The following is a 17,412-nucleotide window of genomic DNA, read 5'->3' on the forward strand; positions in this document are numbered from 1 at the left end:
CTCGGCTCATGAGGCAAGGAATCAGCAACGCCGAGGCGTGTCGCACACTGAAAATTAATCGGCGCACGGGGATGCGCTGGCGCCACGGCCGGACCGTGAAAAAAGCGCACGGCCGCGAGACGACCTACGCCCCAATCTCCCGGATCGCCCCCACCGTAATCTCGCCGCGGTACTTGTCCGAGGACGAGCGGGTGCACATCGCCGACGCGCTGCACGCCGGCACGTCCCTGCGCCAGATCGCAGCAGCGCTGGGGCGAAGCCCATCCACCATCAGCCGTGAAGTGCGCCGCAATCAAGCCCCGCGCGCCAAGCGATACGTTCCCCGAGCTGCTCAAACGTTTGCCGACGCGGCACGTAAACGCCCTCGACAAAGCAAGATCGCCACGAGTACGCCATTGCGCGACGCGATCCAGAAGATGCTGAAGGAACAGTGGAGCCCGCGACAGATCAGCTACCAATTGAGCGTCGACTTCCCCGGCCAGCCGGCCATGAACGTCGTCCACGAGAGCATCTCCCAGGCCCTGTACTCGCCGCAGAACCACGGGCTAACCCGGGAAATGACGCGTCACCTGCGCACCGGGCGACGTGGACGCCTACCCCGCCGCAGCACCACCGCGAGGCGTTCACGCTTCTCGGGGCTGCTCCTGAGTGAACGACCCGCCGAAGTCGACGACCGCATCATCCCCGGTCATTGGGAAGGGGACCTAGTCTGCGGGGCGTTCAACCGCTCGGCCATTGCCACGCTCGTGGAACGCACCAGCGGCTTCCTCATGCTCGTGCACCTGGGCGGCAAGCACGACGCAGCAACCGTCCGCGAACGGGTCGGCACGGCGATGTCCGCCCTACCAGCGCACCTCAGGAAAACGCTGACTTGGGATCAAGGATCGGAGATGGCCGAGTATCGGCAATTCCAGGAAGAAACGACGATCCCCGTCTACTTCTGCGACGCACATTCACCGTGGCAACGAGGCTCCAATGAGAACACCAACGGACTCATTCGCCAGTACTTCCCCAAGGGCACCAACCTGAACCTCCACAGCCCCGAACGCTTGGCTGAGGTCGCCGCCAAGATCAACGCTCGCCCCCGCGAATCGCGCAATTGGGAGCCATCGCAAACGCACTTCGATAGGCTCAAAGAACTAGCCCACATTTAACCGTGTGTTGCGACGATGGCTAGAAAACGCCCTTTGCTGGTGTAAGCGATGGACCCGTATCGGAACAGCCGGGCGGCGACTTGCAGTACGACCGCGCTGAGGAGAAAGAGCTCGATGATGACGATGGCTGCTTCCCAGCCGGAGAGAGAGCTGAACGCATTGCGCAGCATCGCGGTGGTCGGTGCCGAGTACGGGAAATATGTGAAGATCTGCACGAGAGGGCTGTGGCGGTCCGACAAGACCAGCGACAGCGCGTAGAGCGGGACGATCATGAGAACGATGAGTCCGGAGAACCAACTGCCGGCATCTTTCGCGGTCGGCATGACGGCTCCGATCGCGACCAACCTGCCGGTAAACAGGGCGAACCCGCCGATCGCCAGGAGCGCTCCGACGACCATCTGTACGGGTTCAATCGTCACGCTCGACAGGTGCAGTTCGGGAATGTTCAGTGAGGTCCGGAAGAACAAATATGCGACCAATACGGGCAGCAGGAAAACGAGGACTCGCACGAAGCCGACGATGAACAGGAATGTTCGCTGGTCGCAATTGACACGGACTGGACTTGCTCGAAACCGCCGTGTGATCATGACGCGGAGTCTTTTCTATGTCCAAAAATTTGTAAAACGTGGGCAAAACGGCCAGCCGAGAAAAACGGAACCCCCTGCTCCCCAGTGAAACACTGGGATGTAGGGGCTTTTCGTGGCGGTACCGGTGGGATTTGAACCCACGGTGGAGTCTCCCCCACACGACTTTTCGAGAGTCGCACCTTCGGCCGCTCGGACACGGTACCGCCGTCGATCTTAGTAGAGACTGAGGTCCGACGCGAATCGGCAAACATGCAGCAGACACACGGATGCCGCGGAGTAGCCTCAGCGGGTGACCTCACCGACCCAACGCATCCGCTCTGCCATGGCTACCGCCGTCGCTGTATTCGCGGGCGGCATCGTGCTGGCCACGACCTGGTGGCGCCGCGACTTGGAACAGCAGAGGGCCATTCTCAACGAGACCCTGCCGGGACACTCAGCCTGGTGGCGTGACCACGCAAAGCAGTCGGGCGAGCTGCTCTACGTCGCGATCGGCGACAGTGCCGCCCAGGGCATCGGGGCGTCGAGCCCGAACAAGAGCTACGTCGGCGTGCTCGCCGATCACGTGCGCCTGGCGACCGGCCAGACGGTACGCGTTGTCAATCTCAGCGTTTCAGGCGCAACCGTGGCTTTGGCCGTACGCGACCAGCTTCCCCGCTTCGCCAAGCTGGAGGCCGACCTCGTTACGGTCGCGATCGGCGCCAACGATATCGCCCTGTGGAACTCCGTGGCGTTTGAAGCCGGCATCCGAACAGTGTTCGCCGCACTGCCGCCGCATGCCCTCGTCGCCGACCTGCCCTGCTTTCATCTGCCGCACAACGAGGTCAAAGTCGCCGTTGCCAACGAGATCATTCGCCGCGTTGCCGCCGAGCACGAACTGGCGGTGGTTCCGCTGCACTCTACGACCAAACGGGCCGGCTTTCGCAGCATTCTGACCCACGTCGCCAAGGATCTGTTCCACCCCAACGACCGCGGTTACCGCTCCTGGGCCGAGGCGTTCCTCCCGGCGGTCAGCGCCAATGCCGCCCACCGGTTATCGGCCGCCGACCCGCGGCACCAGGACGCTGACTAGAGCCAGCGTCCCGCGCAGAGTCGACTGTCGGTGGCCGCGGCTAGGCTCAAAATATGGCAAAATCCGTATCTTCTTTCCGCTGCTCCGAGTGCGGCTGGACCACCCTGAAATGGGCGGGCCGCTGCGGCGAATGCCAGCAGTGGGGCACCGTCGTCGATGCCGGCCAGACCGCTGGCAGCACTCGTAAGCTCAAGGCGATCACGCTCGTCGGCGATGGTGTCGCCCGTCCCATCACCCACGTTGAAACCGATGCCGCCGCTCACTGGCCGACCGGAATCAACGAGTTCGACCGGGTGCTCGGCGGCGGCATCGTGCCCGGCTCGGTGATTCTGCTCAGCGGTGAGCCCGGCGTCGGCAAGTCCACGCTGCTGCTCGAGGTCGCGTCGAAAGCCGCCGCTGCCAAGAGCCGCGTGCTCTACGTCAGCGCCGAAGAATCGGTGAGCCAGGTGCGGCTGCGCGCCGAACGCACCAATGCACTCGAACCCGAGCTCTATATCGCGGCCGAAACCGACCTCGGGGTCATCCTCGGCCAGATCGACGCGGTGAAGCCCGAACTCATCATAATTGACTCGGTGCAAACCGTCTCGAGCGCACTTTCCGACGGCTCACCGGGCATGCCCAGCCAGGTGCGGGAAGTCGCATCCACTCTCATTCGGGTGGCGAAAGACCGCAACCTTCCGGTGCTGCTCGTCGGTCACGTCACCAAGGACGGCTCGATTGCGGGGCCACGCGTGCTTGAGCATCTGGTCGACGTGGTCTGCCAGTTCGAGGGCGACCGACAGACCTCGCTGCGGTTCATTCGCGCGCTCAAGAACCGATTTGGGCCCACCGACGAGGTCGGCTGCTTCGAAATGACCGGCGACGGCATCGCAGAGGTGCCCGATCCGAGCGGCCTGTTCCTCAGTCGGGCCACCGATCCGGTCGACGGCACCTGCGTGACCGTCGCGTTGGAGGGCCGACGGGCCATGCCGGTCGAGGTGCAGGCGCTTGTAACCGACACTCAGGCGCCGAACCCACGTCGGGTCACGAGCGGCGTCGACTCAGCCCGCGTCGCCATGTTGCTCGCCGTGCTGCAGGAGCGCGCCGGCATGAAGCTCTCCACCAAGGATGTCTACGTGTCGACGGTCGGCGGAATCCGTCTCACCGAACCGGCCGCCGACCTCGCGATTGCGCTAGCCATCGCGTCGGCGTTCACCGGACTCGCAGTCGCTCACAATGTGGTTGCCTTCGGTGAGATCAGCCTCGCGGGCGAAGTGCGCGGGGCGCTCATGTCGAAGCAACGCGTGAACGAAGCCGTGCGCCTCGGGTTCACCACCCAAATCGACGCCGCCTGCGGGTCGATCCACGCGGCGGTTGCTCTCGCGCTCGGAACCAGCCGCAGCCCACGCGACGCCGAACTCGATCGGGCGTTCTAGACTCGGCAAACCACCCCGCCCATACGCGACCGTAGATGAGCGCTGCCCGAAAAGAGGGTGCAGGCTCGGTGCGCCGTGCTTGCACCTGAACACCAGGCGGTTCAACTGACGCCTGCCTGATGCGCTGCCGCGTGCCCGGGCGAGGCCTCAGTCGGCGTCACTCTGGCCGAGTTCGGGGCTCAGCGCCTTGAGCAGATCGGCCGGAGCGGCCTGCATCACGTTCGGCCCGGCGGTGTCGAAGAACACCATTTCCAGGGTAGCGGCATGCACGGTGAGAAATTCCCGCAGCCACTGGCCGTCGCAGACCATGACCTGCGGATTCGGATCGTCGGGCACCACACGCGCGTAGTTGTCGGCGGCCGAGAAGAGCAGCAGCATCCGCTTGTCGGAGCCTTCGCGGCCGAAGACCCGCACCTGCGCTGCCTCCCCGTTGACGACGAGTTGCGGCACAATCATGTAATCGTTGCGCAGCGCGTAGGCGACAGCGACGACGTCTTGCGCCGCCAGAGCGGCGGCGAGCGCCTCGGAACGGGTGTTGGCAGTCGTATCGGTCACCCATTCATTCAATCAGGCACAGCCGAACACGCCCAGCTGGCAGCGCATGCCACGAGCGAACGGATACCCGCCCCACGCTCGGCCCGGTGCGGCGCGGCCTTCGGAACGCTGCGCCGGAAACCCCGGGTCACCTTGAAGCAGTGGGGACGACGTGGCGCAGTCCTTCCGGCGTTACGTACTGTTCCGCCGACTCCTAGTTCAGAATCATCAACGCCGGGTCGGCCGCTTCGATGCCGTCCACGGTCACGTGCAGGTAGTATGACGCCCCGCCGGCCGGAACCGCGGTGCGGGTCTCGGTCTGGCAGGTGTCAACGGCCGAGCGGGTGCGATCCCAGCTGATCGGGGTTGCGAGCGGCATGACCACACCGGGCTTGAGTGTCACCTCGGCGTCGATCGGATTAGTCTGGCAATCGGTCGAGGTCCAATAGACGTCTTCACCACTCATCACGGTGAACACCTGCTGGGCGTTGCCGGCGTTGATAACGCAAGCAGTGGTGCCAATGTTGGTCAGACTCAGCGACAGCTGCGGCAACACGCCGGTCGCGTAATTCGTGGCGTCGGTGATGGCCGCGACCGCAACCGCGGACGGGTCGCAGGCCGAGCCATCGACGGCGGTGGTGACCTCGGGAATGGCGGTGGCGGCATCCGTTGGTGTGGCCGTCTCGGTCGTGGCTGCGCCCGGCTTTTTCGGGGAGTCGGCGTCGCTCTTGCTCACCCCCGGTTGCACGATGATAAGAAAGAGGATCACGAGCACGGCAAGCACGCCGAGCCCCACTACGAAACGTCGGCGCCGGTAGACTTTGCTGGACTGGCGGCCGACCGGTTGCTTGATCGACGACATGCCCCAAGGTTATTGATGTTCGGAGCCGGAAGCTGGCAATGGCGTGCGTGTCGGCAGCAATTGCCGCCGGAACACGCAGAGGCTCGCCCGCAACCGAAACGGTGCGAGCGGGCCCCTGCGATAACCGTGCCCTAGCGGTGCCCTGGTTTCGGCGGCTTCGGGGCCTTCTTGGCGTGTTCAACAGTGACATCGGTCCAGCCGATTAGGTCACCGTTAGCATTCTGCGCTGACACGCTGTACTTGCCGTGCTTGAGGCCGTCGGCGAGCGTGACGCTCACCGTGCCCTCTGCGCTGACGAGTAACCAGCCGCCGAGGTTGGCGGCCTTTTTCTTGTCATAGGCCCACACCGACACGTACTCTCCGGCGTGCTGCACTCCGACCTCGACAACGACCATGTCACCGGCCCGATAGGAGTTTTGGTCGGTGTCGATCGCGTTCCGCAGCTTCTTGGTGAGCTCCTTCTCCAGGGCTGCGGTGGGCGCATCTCCCGGTTCGGCGCTCACGGCAACCGCGATGGCGAGGCGCACAATGGTGCCCGATTCAACCGCGGTCATCTCGAGAACGCTGTTCTCCACGGCGTCGGCCGGCACCGTCACGGTGACCGTGGCCGTGCCCGTCGAATCAACGGATGCCGTACCCACGTCGGTGCCCGACCAGCTCAGCGCGAGCTGGGTGTTCTTCGGGGCGCCGAGCGAGGTGATATTGAGGCTGCCCACCGTGAAGGTGATCGTATCACCCAGGTTGACTGCGGCCGTGGGGGCGCCGGTGATCGAAGCCTGGTTGGCCTTGAACGACGGTGACAACGGGCTGTTGGCCTGGATGTAGGAGATCCAGGCATCACGGTCGACGAGGCCGGAATCACGGGTGTTCGTTCCGTTCTTGAACTCACGGAAGTTGTCGCCTCCGGTGAGCAGGAAGTTGAACGAACCGATGCGGTAGGACTGCGCCGGATCGATCTGGGCGCCGTCGATCCAGATGCCCGTGATGCGGCTTCCGGTATCTCTTGACGCGTCAAACGTGTAGTTCACGTTGTCGCTCAGACCGAGTTGCAAAAACGGACGGCTGGGAATGGTGCCATCGGCGTTGGTCTGCCACTGCTGCTCGAGCACAGTCTTGAACTGCGCGCCGGTAAGACTCGTCGTCCAGAGGTTGTTCAGGAATGGCAGCACCCCGTTCGCCTCGGCGTAGGTGACGACACCATCGGGTGCGAGCGAGAGGTCTGCGCGCATCCCACCGGGGTTGACGACACCGATCTGGGCGCCGCCGATGGTGGGGTCGGCCAGCGATGCGCGAAGCGAGTTTGCCACGAGCGTCCCCAGAGCGGATGGCGCCATGCGGTTTTCGGCGCACGGCGCGACTCCGCCGAGGCACGCCCTGGTGATGTCGGCGGTGACCGAACCCACGGGCACATTGCCCTGGATCGCGGCCTCGGCCAACGCGGCATTGGTGATGGTCTGAACCTCGGTGACGCGCGGGTACGCGGCCACGAGGTCGGCATCGGCAACGATCGAGCGGGCCACGTTGCGGTTCTTCACCGTGGTGGTGTCGCCGGAGGCCACGTCATAGCTGAGCACGACTTGGCCGATGTTCTCGCCGTAGCTGCCCGTCTGCAGCACCGGGCGCGTGACGCCGGTGGCCGCTCCGGGTACCTGGGCGTCCCACGCATACTGCTTGTGCGTGTGACCAGTGAAGATCGCATCGACCTCGGCCGAGGTCTCATTCACGATGCTCGCGAAGGCCCCGCCGGCTGCGAGTTCCTGCTCGAGCGTTGCGCCGTCGGGAGTCCCAGCGCCGGCACCCTCGTGGTACTCAGCGATCAGGACATCCGCTTCGCCGTTCGTCAGGTCGCCGTCGGTAAGCTGGGCCGCAACGCGGTTGACCGCTTCGACGGGGTCGCCGAAGCTGAGGCTGGCGATACCATTGGGCGAGACCAGGGTGGGGGTCTCCTCCGTCACTGCGCCGATCACTCCCACGGTGATGCCCGCCACGTCGAGGAGGGCGTACTCCTGCATCGCGGGAGTCTCTGTTCCCACGTTGTAGACGTTGGCCCCGAGATAGTCGAAGTTGGCAGCATCGGCCACTCGACCGGTGAGGTCGGAAAAGCCTTGATCGAACTCGTGGTTGCCCACGCCCGAGGCTGCGAGACCGAGGGCGTTGAGCACGTCAATGGTGGGCTGATCGTTCTGCGACGCCGACGCGAAGAGCGACGCGCCGATGTTGTCACCGTCCGAGAGGAACAGCGAGTTCGCGTCGCCGTACTCGGCCCGCAACTGCTCGACGGTTCCGGCGAACTTGACGGTGTTGGCGTCGATGCGTCCGTGGAAGTCGTTGATGTTGAGCAGGTTGAGCTCCACCGCGGTGGGCGTGGCCAGGTTGAGTCCGAGCACGACCGGGTCGTGGTCGGAGGAACGGAACGCGTCGGCAACGTAGAAGTCGGTCACGTTGTTGTTATAGCGGCTGTATTCAAGGGCCACCGATTCAACGGAGTTGATGTTCCAAATGTCGACGTCGTTCACCGTGGCATCCGCTTCGGGCGAAGCGAACACGTGGTCGAGCGAACCGACCGTACCGCCGAAGGCATAGCTGTACTCGCCAGTCTTGGCACCCTGGTTGATATACCCGGCGTCGGTGATCACCCTGATCGGGTCTTCCAGGTCGTAAGCATTGAAGTCACCCGTGAGAAACACCCGGTCGATGCCCGTGCTGGTTTTCAGCCCGCTGGCAAAGTCAACGAGGGCGATGGCCTGGTTCACCCGGGAGGCGTTCGAGGCACCCTGACCGTCATTCATGTCGGCGTCGACGCCGGTACCTGAGCCCTTCGACTTGAAGTGGTTGACAATGGCGAGGAACGAGCTGTCCGTGTCACCGACCAGCGCGAAGGCCTGGGCGAGTGGCTGGCGAGCGTTGCTGAAGGCCGCGGAACCGGTGAGGATCTTGGATCCTCCCACGGTTTCGACCGCACCGGCCTTGTAGATGAAAGCGGTGCGGATGACGTCTTCGTTGGCGGGAAGCTCAGTGGGAGAGGCCGCAAAAGCCCAGACCGTGCTGCCGACCGCTACGTTGAGGGCGTTTACCAGGTTGGCGAGGGCGTCGTCGCGGTCCTTGCCGAAAGCGGCCGAGTTCTCGATCTCCTCAAGCGAGACAACGTCGGCGTCGAGGGCGTTGATGGCCGAGACTATCTTGGCCTGCTGCCGTTCGAAGTTGACGGTGTTCGCGGCGCCGCGGGCGTCGCATCCGCTTCGCACGGTGATCGAGTTCCCGGCCCGGTCGTTGTAATACGAGCAACCGGAAAGGGAATCACCGACGGTGGAGAAGTAGTTCAAGACGTTGAAGCTCGCGAGACGGATGTCCCCGCCCACGTCTTCGGGAGCCTCCGTTCGCGTATTGGCGAACGTAGCCGGTTGAACCGTGGCGGCGTTTGCGGCGGTCAGCGCCGCGGTGGGCTGGAATTTCCACGAGGCGTTGCGGTAGTCAAAGATCACGGGCTTCGTGAAGGTCACGGCCGCACCGATGCGCAGGGGATCGGCGACGGTGAGGTACGGCACCGGGGTTCCCTGGTTGGTACTGGAGAGGAAGTTCGTGCTCGCACCGTCATCGAGGGTCACTGCACGTGCGGCATTGGCCGCGATGGCCGCCGTGTACTCGGCCGAGCCGGGCAGTGCCGCCACAGTCGGGTTCACCAGGGGTGTCGTTCCGGCGGCGAGGCCGATCTCGGCGTACTGGTTGGTCGTGTAGTTGTTGGTGACGGTGAAGTCGCCCTGGGGCGCGATCAGCATGCCCTCGAGGGTTTCGCGCTGTTGCATACTGGTGGGCAACGAGACCGTAGCCGGTGTCACCGACACAGCGGGGTCGGTGAGTTGGACGACATCATCAACGGTGCCGAAGGTCACCTCGGTCATGCCGAAGAATTCGACGACGGTGCCCACGACCTGTACGTGGTCGCCGATCTGCACGTTCGCGGTTGCCGAGTTGGAGTACGCGAAAACACCATGCGATGCGGTGTGGCTTGCAAAGTCAACGTCGCCACCGGTCCCAGCGGTCTGCAGGTAGAACCCGTCGAAGCCGCCGGTCGGGTAGGCGGCCGTGACGACACCCGACGTCTTGATGACGGTTCCGGCCAGCGGGCTCGCGTCGGTCGTGCCTTGGATCGCGTTGATCGCGGTCAATTGGTCGGGTACCGGAGTCGGTTCGGGGTCTGGTACGACCGGGCTGCCGGTCTCGCCGGCCGTGTTCGTCGGCGTGGGCTCGCCCGAGCTGAAGTCGGCGGCGTTGACGTCGGTGTCAGAGAAGTTAGTGCGGTTCACCGACGTCGTAACGGATGCGTTGGCTGCTACCGTTCCCTCAAACGTGTTCGAGCTGCCGTAGCCGATTAGGTCCAGAATTTCGGCCTGCCCGGTGAGCGAGCCCGTGGCTGGTGCGGTCAGCGCCGTGGACTGGTTGGCGAAGAAGATCGTGCCGGAGCCAGCGGCAAAGGAGGTGCCGAAGGAGTCATCCGGTGTCGGCAGTACCGCGCCATTGGCGGCGTTCGAGCTTCCCTGTACGAGGTAGTAGCCGCCGGCGGCAATGGTGCCGGTGAGGGCGACGACCCCGGTCGGGTTCGACGTTCCGGTGGCCGAGCGATACTGAACCGACGTGCCGACAAGCGAGACGTCGGCATCGGTTGGGTTGTACAGCTCGACGAACTTGTTCAGATAGGTCGCGCCCGAGCTGCCCCCGTTGAAGTAGGCCTCGTTGATGACGACTCCGGTGCCGGCGGTATTGGCGCTGGCCGGTACGGCAATGATCGGAGCGGCCGCGAGGCTTACCCCCAGAAGTGTGGCTAAAACCAGCCTCGAGCGGCTGCGAACGGCGGATGACATGGATCTCCTCATTCATTGAACGATGGTGGTCTCATTGCACCCGGGGATTTGCTCCCGTGATGTGGTGCCGGTCGGTGCAATAGTTCGCAGCCTAGTGACGGCCCATGACCGGGGGGTAAACTCCGCTCATTTTGCTCGTATGCGCAGCTGAAATCGGCGCCACGCAGCACAGATAGCCACGATCGGGCCGGTCACGCAGAATTCCGCCGGTTCAGGAACGAGTCAGGCGTTTCACCATGCGGGTGTTGCCGAGCGTGTTCGGCTTCACCCGAGCCAGGTCGAGAAACTCGGCGACGCCCTCATCGGACGACCGCACGAGTTCGGCGTAGACGGTCGGATCAACGGTTTCGGTACCCATGTCGCTGAAGCCGTTGCGGGTGAAGAAGCCGACCTCGAAGGTGAGGCAGAACAGTCGGCTCAGGCCGAGGCCCTGGGCATCCGCTTCGAGGCGTTGCATCATCGTGTAGCCGACGCCGCGGCCAAGCCATGTCGCGTCAACGGCCAGGGTGCGCACCTCGCCGAGGTCTTCCCACATGACGTGCAGCGCGCCGCAACCGATCAGGGTACCGGACGAGTCGACGGCGACCCGAAACTCCTGCACCGCCTCGTAGAACACGACCCGGTCCTTGCCGAGGAGAATGCGCTGCTGTACGAGCGGCTCGACCAGCGCTTCGATGCCGGGAACGTCACTCGTGCGAGCGCGGCGCACCGAATACTCCAGTTCGGGTTGTTCAGGTGCGGTCTGCTGCACTACGGTCACGCCGATCGGCCCTCTCATGTGGCTGTTTCAGGATCAAACCACCAGTCTAGTGAGGGCACAGAAAAAGCCCGGCAGACGCATCTGCCGGGCCCTTCTGTTGAAACTAGCGCTGGAACTGCTAGTCGCTAGTGATAGCCAGGTTGGGGGTGGCCGGACCGGTGCCGACTGCGGCTGCAGTGTTCACTCCGACGCCGACCGACTCTGCCCGGGTCGTCGTGGTGAAGACAAGCTTGCCCTCGACGAAGTCCACGTGCACGTGGTCACCGGCATTGAGCTCGCCCTGCAGGATCTTCTCCGACAGGCGGTCTTCCACCTCGCGCTGGATGGCGCGACGCAGCGGACGAGCACCGAGCGTCGGGTCGAATCCGACCTCGATCAGGTGTTCCTTGGCCGGGACGGTGACCTCGACGGTCATGTCGCGGTCGAGCAGACGCACGCCGAGACGCTTAATGAACAGGTCGACGATCTGCAGCAGCTCAGGCTTGGTCAGCTGCGGGAACACGATGACCTCGTCCACGCGGTTGAGAAACTCGGGCTTGAAGTGCTTCTTCAGCTCGTCCTTGACCTTGCCGGCCATACGCTCGTACCCGGTGGTGCTGTCGCCTTCCAGCTGGAAGCCGACCGGTCCGCCCGAGATGTCCTTGGTGCCGAGGTTGGTAGTCATGATGATGACGGTGTTCTTGAAGTCGACCACGCGACCCTGACCATCCGTCAACCGACCCTCTTCCAGAATCTGGAGCAGGGAGTTAAAGATGTCGGGGTGAGCCTTTTCGATCTCATCGAACAGCACCACGGAGAACGGCTTGCGCCGCACCTTCTCGGTGAGCTGACCGCCCTCTTCGAAGCCGACGAATCCGGGAGGCGCACCGAACAGGCGCGACACGGTGTGCTTCTCGCCGTACTCACTCATGTCGAGCGAGATCATGGCGGCCTCGTCGTCGAACAAGAACTCGGCGAGTGCCTTGGCGAGCTCCGTCTTGCCGACACCGGTGGGGCCGGCGAAGACGAAGGAACCAGAGGGACGCTTCGGGTCCTTCAGGCCGGCCCGGGTGCGACGGATGGTCTTGGCGAGCGCCGAGATGGCCTCTTCCTGACCGATGACGCGCTGGTGCAAAGCCTTCTCCATGAAGACCAGCCGCGAGGACTCTTCCTCGGTGAGCTTGAACACCGGAATGCCGGTGGCCTGGGCCAGAACCTCGGCGATCAAGCCTTCGTCGACCACCGCGGTGGTCTTGACGTCGCCGGACTTCCACTTCTTCTCCAAGCGCAGACGCTCGCCAAGAAGGTTCTTCTCCTCGTCGCGCAGTCCGGCGGCCTTCTCGAAGTCCTGCTCTTCAATGGCGAGTTCCTTGGCGGCACGAACTACGGCGATCTTCTCGTCGAATTCGCGCAGCTCCGGGGGGCTCGACAGGATCGATAGGCGCAGGCGGGCGCCGGCCTCATCGATCAGGTCGATGGCCTTGTCCGGCAGGAACCGGTCGGAGACGTAGCGGTCAGCAAGGTTCGCCGCGGCTACGAGGGCACCGTCGGTGATCGAAACCTTGTGGTGCGCTTCGTAGCGGTCGCGCAGTCCCTTGAGGATGTTGATGGTGTGCGGCAGCGACGGTTCGTTCACCTGGATCGGCTGGAAGCGGCGCTCGAGCGCAGCATCTTTTTCGAAGTGCTTGCGGTACTCGTCAAGGGTGGTCGCACCGATGGTCTGGAGCTCACCGCGAGCGAGCAGCGGCTTGAGGATCGACGCGGCGTCGATGGCTCCCTCGGCGGCGCCCGCACCGACCAGGGTGTGGATCTCGTCGATGAAGACGATGATATCGCCGCGGGTGCGGATCTCCTTGGTGACCTTCTTCAGTCGCTCTTCGAAGTCACCGCGGTAGCGGCTGCCGGCGATGAGAGAGCCGAGGTCGAGCGAGTAGAGCTGCTTGTCCTTGAGCGTCTCGGGCACATCGCCCTTGACGATCGCCTGGGCGAGCCCCTCGACGACGGCGGTCTTGCCGACGCCGGGCTCACCGATCAGCACGGGGTTGTTCTTGGTGCGACGCGAGAGGATCTGCATGACCCGCTCGATTTCTTTCTCGCGCCCGATGACCGGGTCGAGTTTGTTGTCGCGGGCCATCTGGGTGAGGTTGCGACCGAACTGGTCGAGCACCTGACTGCCGGCCGTGTTGGCCGCCTGCTCGTTAGCGCCGACGGCGACCTGCTCCTTGCCCTGGTAACCGGAGAGGAGCTGGATGACCTGCTGGCGCACGCGGTTGAGGTCGGCGCCGAGCTTCACCAGAACCTGAGCGGCGACGCCCTCGCCCTCGCGAATAAGGCCGAGCAGAATGTGCTCGGTGCCGATGTAGTTGTGACCGAGCTGCAGCGCTTCGCGCAGGCTTAGCTCGAGAACCTTCTTCGCCCGAGGCGTGAAGGGGATGTGACCGGTGGGCTGCTGCTGCCCCTGGCCGATGATGTCCTGAACCTGCTCGCGCACGGCGTCCAGCGAGATGCCGAGGCTCTCCAGAGCCTTCGCGGCGACGCCTTCACCCTCGTGGATCAGCCCGAGCAGAATGTGCTCGGTGCCGATGTAGTTGTGGTTGAGCATCTTGGCCTCTTCCTGGGCCAAAACGACGACGCGACGAGCTCGGTCGGTAAATCTTTCAAACATGTGATCGCTCCCTTGGCGCCAGGGCAGTTGGTGCCGTTACATCGAGAGTAGCCAGCCTGCGCCGCTCGCGCGTGTTTGTTCGCCGTAGGCGTGATGATGCAGACAGAGTGACGGATGCTGCGCGCACGCCCTGCGCGCAGCATCCGTTTTGCTACCGGCGCTACTGCACCGCGGAGGTCAGCCGGGCGAGGTTGTCGAGGATGGTCGAGCGCAGCGGCTGCTTGCGCCACTCCTCGAGGGTGAGTTCGCGGCTGTTGCGTCGGTTCTCGTCTTCCATGGTGCGCAGGTTGCGCACGAACGACGGGCCGCGCACCATGAGCGACACCTCCATGTTGAGGCTGAAGGAACGCTGGTCCATGTTGCTCGAGCCGACGACTGCGACCTCATCATCGATCGTGAAGTGCTTGGCGTGCAGAATGTACGGCGCCTTGTACATGTAGATATGCACGCCGGCGGTCAGCAGTTCCTCGTAATACGAGCGCTGGGCGTGATAGACCACGGCCTGGTCGCCGATCTCGGAGACGAACAGCTCCACGTGCAGTCCGCGCTGCACTGCGGTCGTGATGGCGTACATGACCGACTCATCCGGCACGAAGTACGGGCTGGTGATGATGATGCGATCCTGCGCGTAGTACAACAGTGCCAGGAACAGGCGTAGGTTATTCTCGCCGCGAAACCCGGGGCCGCTCGGAACGACCTGGCAGTCGAGGGCATCCGTCACCGGCCGCGGATGCACCGGCTCGATATCGCGGGTGAGCAGCTCGTTGGTCTCGCTGTACCAGTCGGTGATGAAGATCGCGTTGAGCCCAGACACGATCGGGCCCTCCAGCCGGGTCATGAAGTCTTTCCACTGCAGGCCACGACGGATGTTTCGGCGCATGTTGTACGAGCGGTCGATGATGTTCTGCGACCCCATGAAGCCGACCAGGCCGTCCACCACGAGCAGTTTGCGGTGATTGCGCAGATCAGGCCGTTGCCATTTGCCCTTGAACGGCTGTACGGGCAGCATGAGGTGCCAGGCGATACCGTCATCCGTTAGCCGCCGTTTGGTCTGCGTGAAACCGGGCTTGCGCATGGACTGGATGTGATCAAGCAGAACCCTCACGCTGACCCCACGCCGGTGGGCGCGCTCGAGCGCGTCGAAGAACGGCGCCGTGGTGTGATCGAGCGAGAGAATGTAGAACTCAACGTGCACGTATTTCTGAGCCCGGTCGATGTCGGCGATCATGGTGTCAAAAGACAGTTGATAGTCGTTGATCAGGCTCGCCGTGTTATCGCCGACGAGCGGCATCGCCCCGAGGTTGCGGTTGAGTTCGACGACCGATTCGAGCCAGCTCGGCCACGGGCGGTCGTGCTGCACCAAATCCATTCCGTCGGTGCTGTCGAGAATGAACCTATTGATTTCATCCTGCATCAACCGGCGCTTCTTCGGCAGTGTGCGATAACCGATCAGCAGGAACAACAGCACGCCGAGGTACGGAATGAAGAAAATGGTCAGCAGCCAGGCCATGCCCGACATCGGGCGTCGATTCCGTGGCACGACAATGATTGCTACGATGCGAATGGAAAAATCGACTATCAGGGCCAGCAGAACAGTGATGGTCACGCCATCAATGCCGAACATCGAACTTAGGTGACCGGTTTGTCGAGACCGAGCCGGGCGCGTTCTTCGGCTTCGATTTGGGCGTATACCTTACGTTCGGTGCGGTCAGCGCGCAGGATTGAGCGCATCATCAGCCAGAAAATGAGGCCAAGCGCAATGGTGGGTACGACCGAAAAGAGCGCGTTACCCCAGAAGTTCTCAATCACACCTCCAGACTACGCGTAAAGGCTGGGATACCCGCTACCTGGTGAGCAGTCCAAAGATGCCGCTGCCCAGAAAATAGACGCCGATGCCACCGACGATCACCCAGATCGCGATGCGGTTCATCGACGGCGGTTTGCGCCCGCCCTTGTCGGGCTCTAATTCATCTTTGGGAAGATAGCTCATTATTTCACCAGTGGGAAGAGGATCGTCTCGCGGATGCCGAGACCGGTCAGTGCCATCAGCATACGATCGATGCCCATGCCCATGCCACCGGTCGGTGGCATGCCATACTCAAGCGCGCGCAAAAATTCTTCATCAAGGTGCATGGCCTCGAGGTCTCCCCCTGCGGCCAGGCTGGCCTGTTCGATGAATCGTTCACGCTGCACGACTGGGTCGACGAGCTCGGAGTAGCCGGTCGCCAGTTCGAAGCCGCGCACGTAGAGGTCCCACTTTTCGACCACGCCGGCCACCGAACGGTGGCCGCGCACGAGCGGGCTCGTGTCGATGGGAAAGTCCATCACGAAGGTCGGACGCACGAGGTCGCCCTTGACGAAGTGCTCCCAGAGCTCTTCGACATACTTGCCGTGAATCGGGTGGTCGATCTCGATGCCTTCGCGATCGGCGAGCGCGACGAGGTCGGCAAGCGGCGTCTCGGGCGTGATCGTGATGCCGGCCGCCGTGGACAGGCTGTCGTACATGCCGATGCGGTCCCAGTCGCCGCCGAGGTCGAACAGTGTGCCGTCGGCCCAGGTGACCACGTGCGATCCAGCGATCGCGAACGCGGCATCCTGAATCAGCTTTTGGGTGAGGTCGGCGATGGAGTTGTAATCGCCGTACGCCTCATAGGCCTCGAGCATCGCGAACTCGGGCGAGTGGGTGGAGTCGGCGCCCTCATTGCGAAAGTTGCGATTGATTTCGTAGACCCGGTCGATGCCGCCGACCACGGCCCGCTTCAAAAACAACTCGGGTGCGATACGCAGAAACAGTTCGGTGTCGAAGGCGTTGCTGTGGGTCTGAAATGGGCGAGCGGATGCCCCGCCGTGCATGACCTGCAGCATCGGGGTCTCGATCTCGATGAACTCCAGATCGGTGAACGTCTTGCGCAGACTCGTGACGGCCTTCGACCGGGAGCGCACGTTGGTTCGGGCCTGCTCGCGGCTGATCAGGTCGAGGTAGCGGCTGCGCACCCGCGTCTCTTCGCTGAGCTCGGAGTGCAGGTTGGGCAGCGGCAGCAGCGCCTTCGCGGCGACCTGCCAGTCGGTGACCATGATCGACAGCTCGCCGCGGCGGCTGGAGATGACCTCACCGGTGACGAACAGGTGGTCACCGAGGTCGACCAGGTCTTTCCAGGCGGCAAGCGACTCATCCCCGACGGCCGCGAGCGAGACCATGGCCTGAATGCGGGTGCCGTCACCGCTCTGCAGGCTGGCGAAGCACAGCTTGCCGGTGTTGCGCAGGTGCACGATGCGACCGGCCAGGCCGACGATGACGCCGGTGGTGGCATCCGCTTCGAGCTGGCCGAATTCGGCGCGCACGGCCGGAATGGTGTGGGTCACCGGAACCGACACCGGGTAAGCACCGCCGGCCGGACTCTGAGCTTGCGCGTTCAGGCGGTCGCGTTTGCCGAGGCGCACGGCCTTCTGCTCGTTCATTTCCACGTCGGAAAAGCCCTCGGCATCGTCGTGTGCGGCGGGCGGGGTGTTCTGGCTCATGCGGTTCTC

General features: G+C 63.7%; 13 protein-coding genes and 1 tRNA gene. 3 read left to right on the forward strand and 11 right to left on the reverse strand.

The genetic code is table 11. From position 1 onward, the window contains the following. Positions 1-95: 95 nt before the first annotated feature. Entirely contained in the window at positions 96-1,154 is a 1,059-nt protein-coding gene (locus CXY71_RS13175; RefSeq protein ID WP_233204629.1) for an IS30 family transposase, read from the forward strand. On the opposite strand, the gene CXY71_RS13180 is transcribed toward CXY71_RS13175, so the two are convergent. Both CXY71_RS13180 and CXY71_RS13185 read right to left on the reverse strand, forming a co-directional pair. Further along, a complete protein-coding gene (locus tag CXY71_RS13180; RefSeq protein WP_104136099.1) occupies positions 1,151-1,741 on the reverse strand; it encodes an ABC transporter permease in 591 nt (196 codons plus the stop codon). The two genes, CXY71_RS13175 and CXY71_RS13180, sit on opposite strands and share 4 nt — an antisense overlap. A gap of 113 nt (positions 1,742-1,854) precedes the next feature. After that, positions 1,855-1,944: transfer RNA gene (locus tag CXY71_RS13185), tRNA-Ser, on the reverse strand. Positions 1,945-2,030: 86 nt separating this feature from the next. Here CXY71_RS13185 and CXY71_RS13190 point away from each other — a divergent pair. Next, positions 2,031-2,810 carry an SGNH/GDSL hydrolase family protein gene (locus CXY71_RS13190; protein WP_233198303.1) on the forward strand — a complete coding sequence of 260 codons (780 nt, stop codon included), beginning with the start codon at positions 2,031-2,033 and terminating at the stop codon, positions 2,808-2,810. A 53-nt stretch (positions 2,811-2,863) separates the two neighbouring features. Next, positions 2,864-4,225, forward strand: a complete 1,362-nt coding sequence (gene radA, locus CXY71_RS13195; protein WP_104136105.1) for a DNA repair protein RadA — start codon at positions 2,864-2,866, stop codon at positions 4,223-4,225. Positions 4,226-4,372: 147 nt separating this feature from the next. On the opposite strand, the gene CXY71_RS13200 is transcribed toward radA, so the two are convergent. From CXY71_RS13200 to lysS, 9 genes are all read right to left on the reverse strand, one after another. Further along, positions 4,373-4,780 carry a dehydrogenase gene (locus CXY71_RS13200; protein WP_233204630.1) on the reverse strand — a complete coding sequence of 136 codons (408 nt, stop codon included), beginning with the start codon at positions 4,778-4,780 and terminating at the stop codon, positions 4,373-4,375. Between the two features lie 193 nt (positions 4,781-4,973). Continuing rightward, positions 4,974-5,621 (reverse strand): hypothetical protein, encoded by a 648-nt coding sequence (locus CXY71_RS13205; protein ID WP_104136111.1) that lies wholly within the window; start codon positions 5,619-5,621, stop codon positions 4,974-4,976. Positions 5,622-5,752: 131 nt separating this feature from the next. Then, entirely contained in the window at positions 5,753-10,480 is a 4,728-nt protein-coding gene (locus CXY71_RS13210; RefSeq protein ID WP_104136114.1) for an ExeM/NucH family extracellular endonuclease, read from the reverse strand. A 211-nt stretch (positions 10,481-10,691) separates the two neighbouring features. After that, on the reverse strand, positions 10,692-11,258 hold the full coding sequence (locus CXY71_RS13215) for an amino-acid N-acetyltransferase (RefSeq protein WP_104136116.1): 567 nt from the start codon (positions 11,256-11,258) through the stop codon (positions 10,692-10,694). A 100-nt stretch (positions 11,259-11,358) separates the two neighbouring features. Beyond that, positions 11,359-13,884, reverse strand: coding sequence for an ATP-dependent Clp protease ATP-binding subunit (locus CXY71_RS13220; protein WP_104136119.1), 2,526 nt, complete (start codon positions 13,882-13,884; stop codon positions 11,359-11,361). Positions 13,885-14,044: 160 nt separating this feature from the next. Then, complete coding sequence (gene cls, locus CXY71_RS13225; protein ID WP_104136121.1) at positions 14,045-15,508, reverse strand: cardiolipin synthase; 1,464 nt, start codon at positions 15,506-15,508, stop codon at positions 14,045-14,047. Between the two features lie 5 nt (positions 15,509-15,513). Continuing rightward, a complete protein-coding gene (locus tag CXY71_RS13230; RefSeq protein ID WP_104136123.1) occupies positions 15,514-15,693 on the reverse strand; it encodes a hypothetical protein in 180 nt (59 codons plus the stop codon). A 34-nt stretch (positions 15,694-15,727) separates the two neighbouring features. Next, complete coding sequence (locus CXY71_RS21490) at positions 15,728-15,874, reverse strand: hypothetical protein (RefSeq protein WP_199184305.1); 147 nt, start codon at positions 15,872-15,874, stop codon at positions 15,728-15,730. Then, positions 15,874-17,403 (reverse strand): lysine--tRNA ligase, encoded by a 1,530-nt coding sequence (gene lysS / locus CXY71_RS13235; protein ID WP_104136126.1) that lies wholly within the window; start codon positions 17,401-17,403, stop codon positions 15,874-15,876. Before lysS ends, CXY71_RS21490 begins: the two co-directional genes overlap by 1 nt. Positions 17,404-17,412 lie beyond the last annotated feature (9 nt).

Source organism: Cryobacterium sp. Y62 (assembly GCF_002929785.1).
Classification (GTDB): domain Bacteria; phylum Actinomycetota; class Actinomycetes; order Actinomycetales; family Microbacteriaceae; genus Cryobacterium.

Bases quoted from the DNA above. Each gene is read 5' to 3' on its own strand.
- CXY71_RS13215 (WP_104136116.1), bottom strand. From the start codon at position 11,258: ATGAGAGGGCCGATCGGCGTGACCGTAGTGCAGCAGACCGCACCTGAA.
- CXY71_RS21490 (WP_199184305.1), bottom strand. From the start codon at position 15,874: ATGAGCTATCTTCCCAAAGATGAATTAGAGCCCGACAAGGGCGGGCGC.
- cls (WP_104136121.1), bottom strand. From the start codon at position 15,508: ATGTTCGGCATTGATGGCGTGACCATCACTGTTCTGCTGGCCCTGATA.
- lysS (WP_104136126.1), bottom strand. From the start codon at position 17,403: ATGAGCCAGAACACCCCGCCCGCCGCACACGACGATGCCGAGGGCTTT.
- CXY71_RS13210 (WP_104136114.1), bottom strand. From the start codon at position 10,480: ATGTCATCCGCCGTTCGCAGCCGCTCGAGGCTGGTTTTAGCCACACTT.
- CXY71_RS13220 (WP_104136119.1), bottom strand. From the start codon at position 13,884: ATGTTTGAAAGATTTACCGACCGAGCTCGTCGCGTCGTCGTTTTGGCC.
- CXY71_RS13180 (WP_104136099.1), bottom strand. From the start codon at position 1,741: ATGATCACACGGCGGTTTCGAGCAAGTCCAGTCCGTGTCAATTGCGAC.
- CXY71_RS13205 (WP_104136111.1), bottom strand. From the start codon at position 5,621: ATGTCGTCGATCAAGCAACCGGTCGGCCGCCAGTCCAGCAAAGTCTAC.
- radA (WP_104136105.1), top strand. From the start codon at position 2,864: ATGGCAAAATCCGTATCTTCTTTCCGCTGCTCCGAGTGCGGCTGGACC.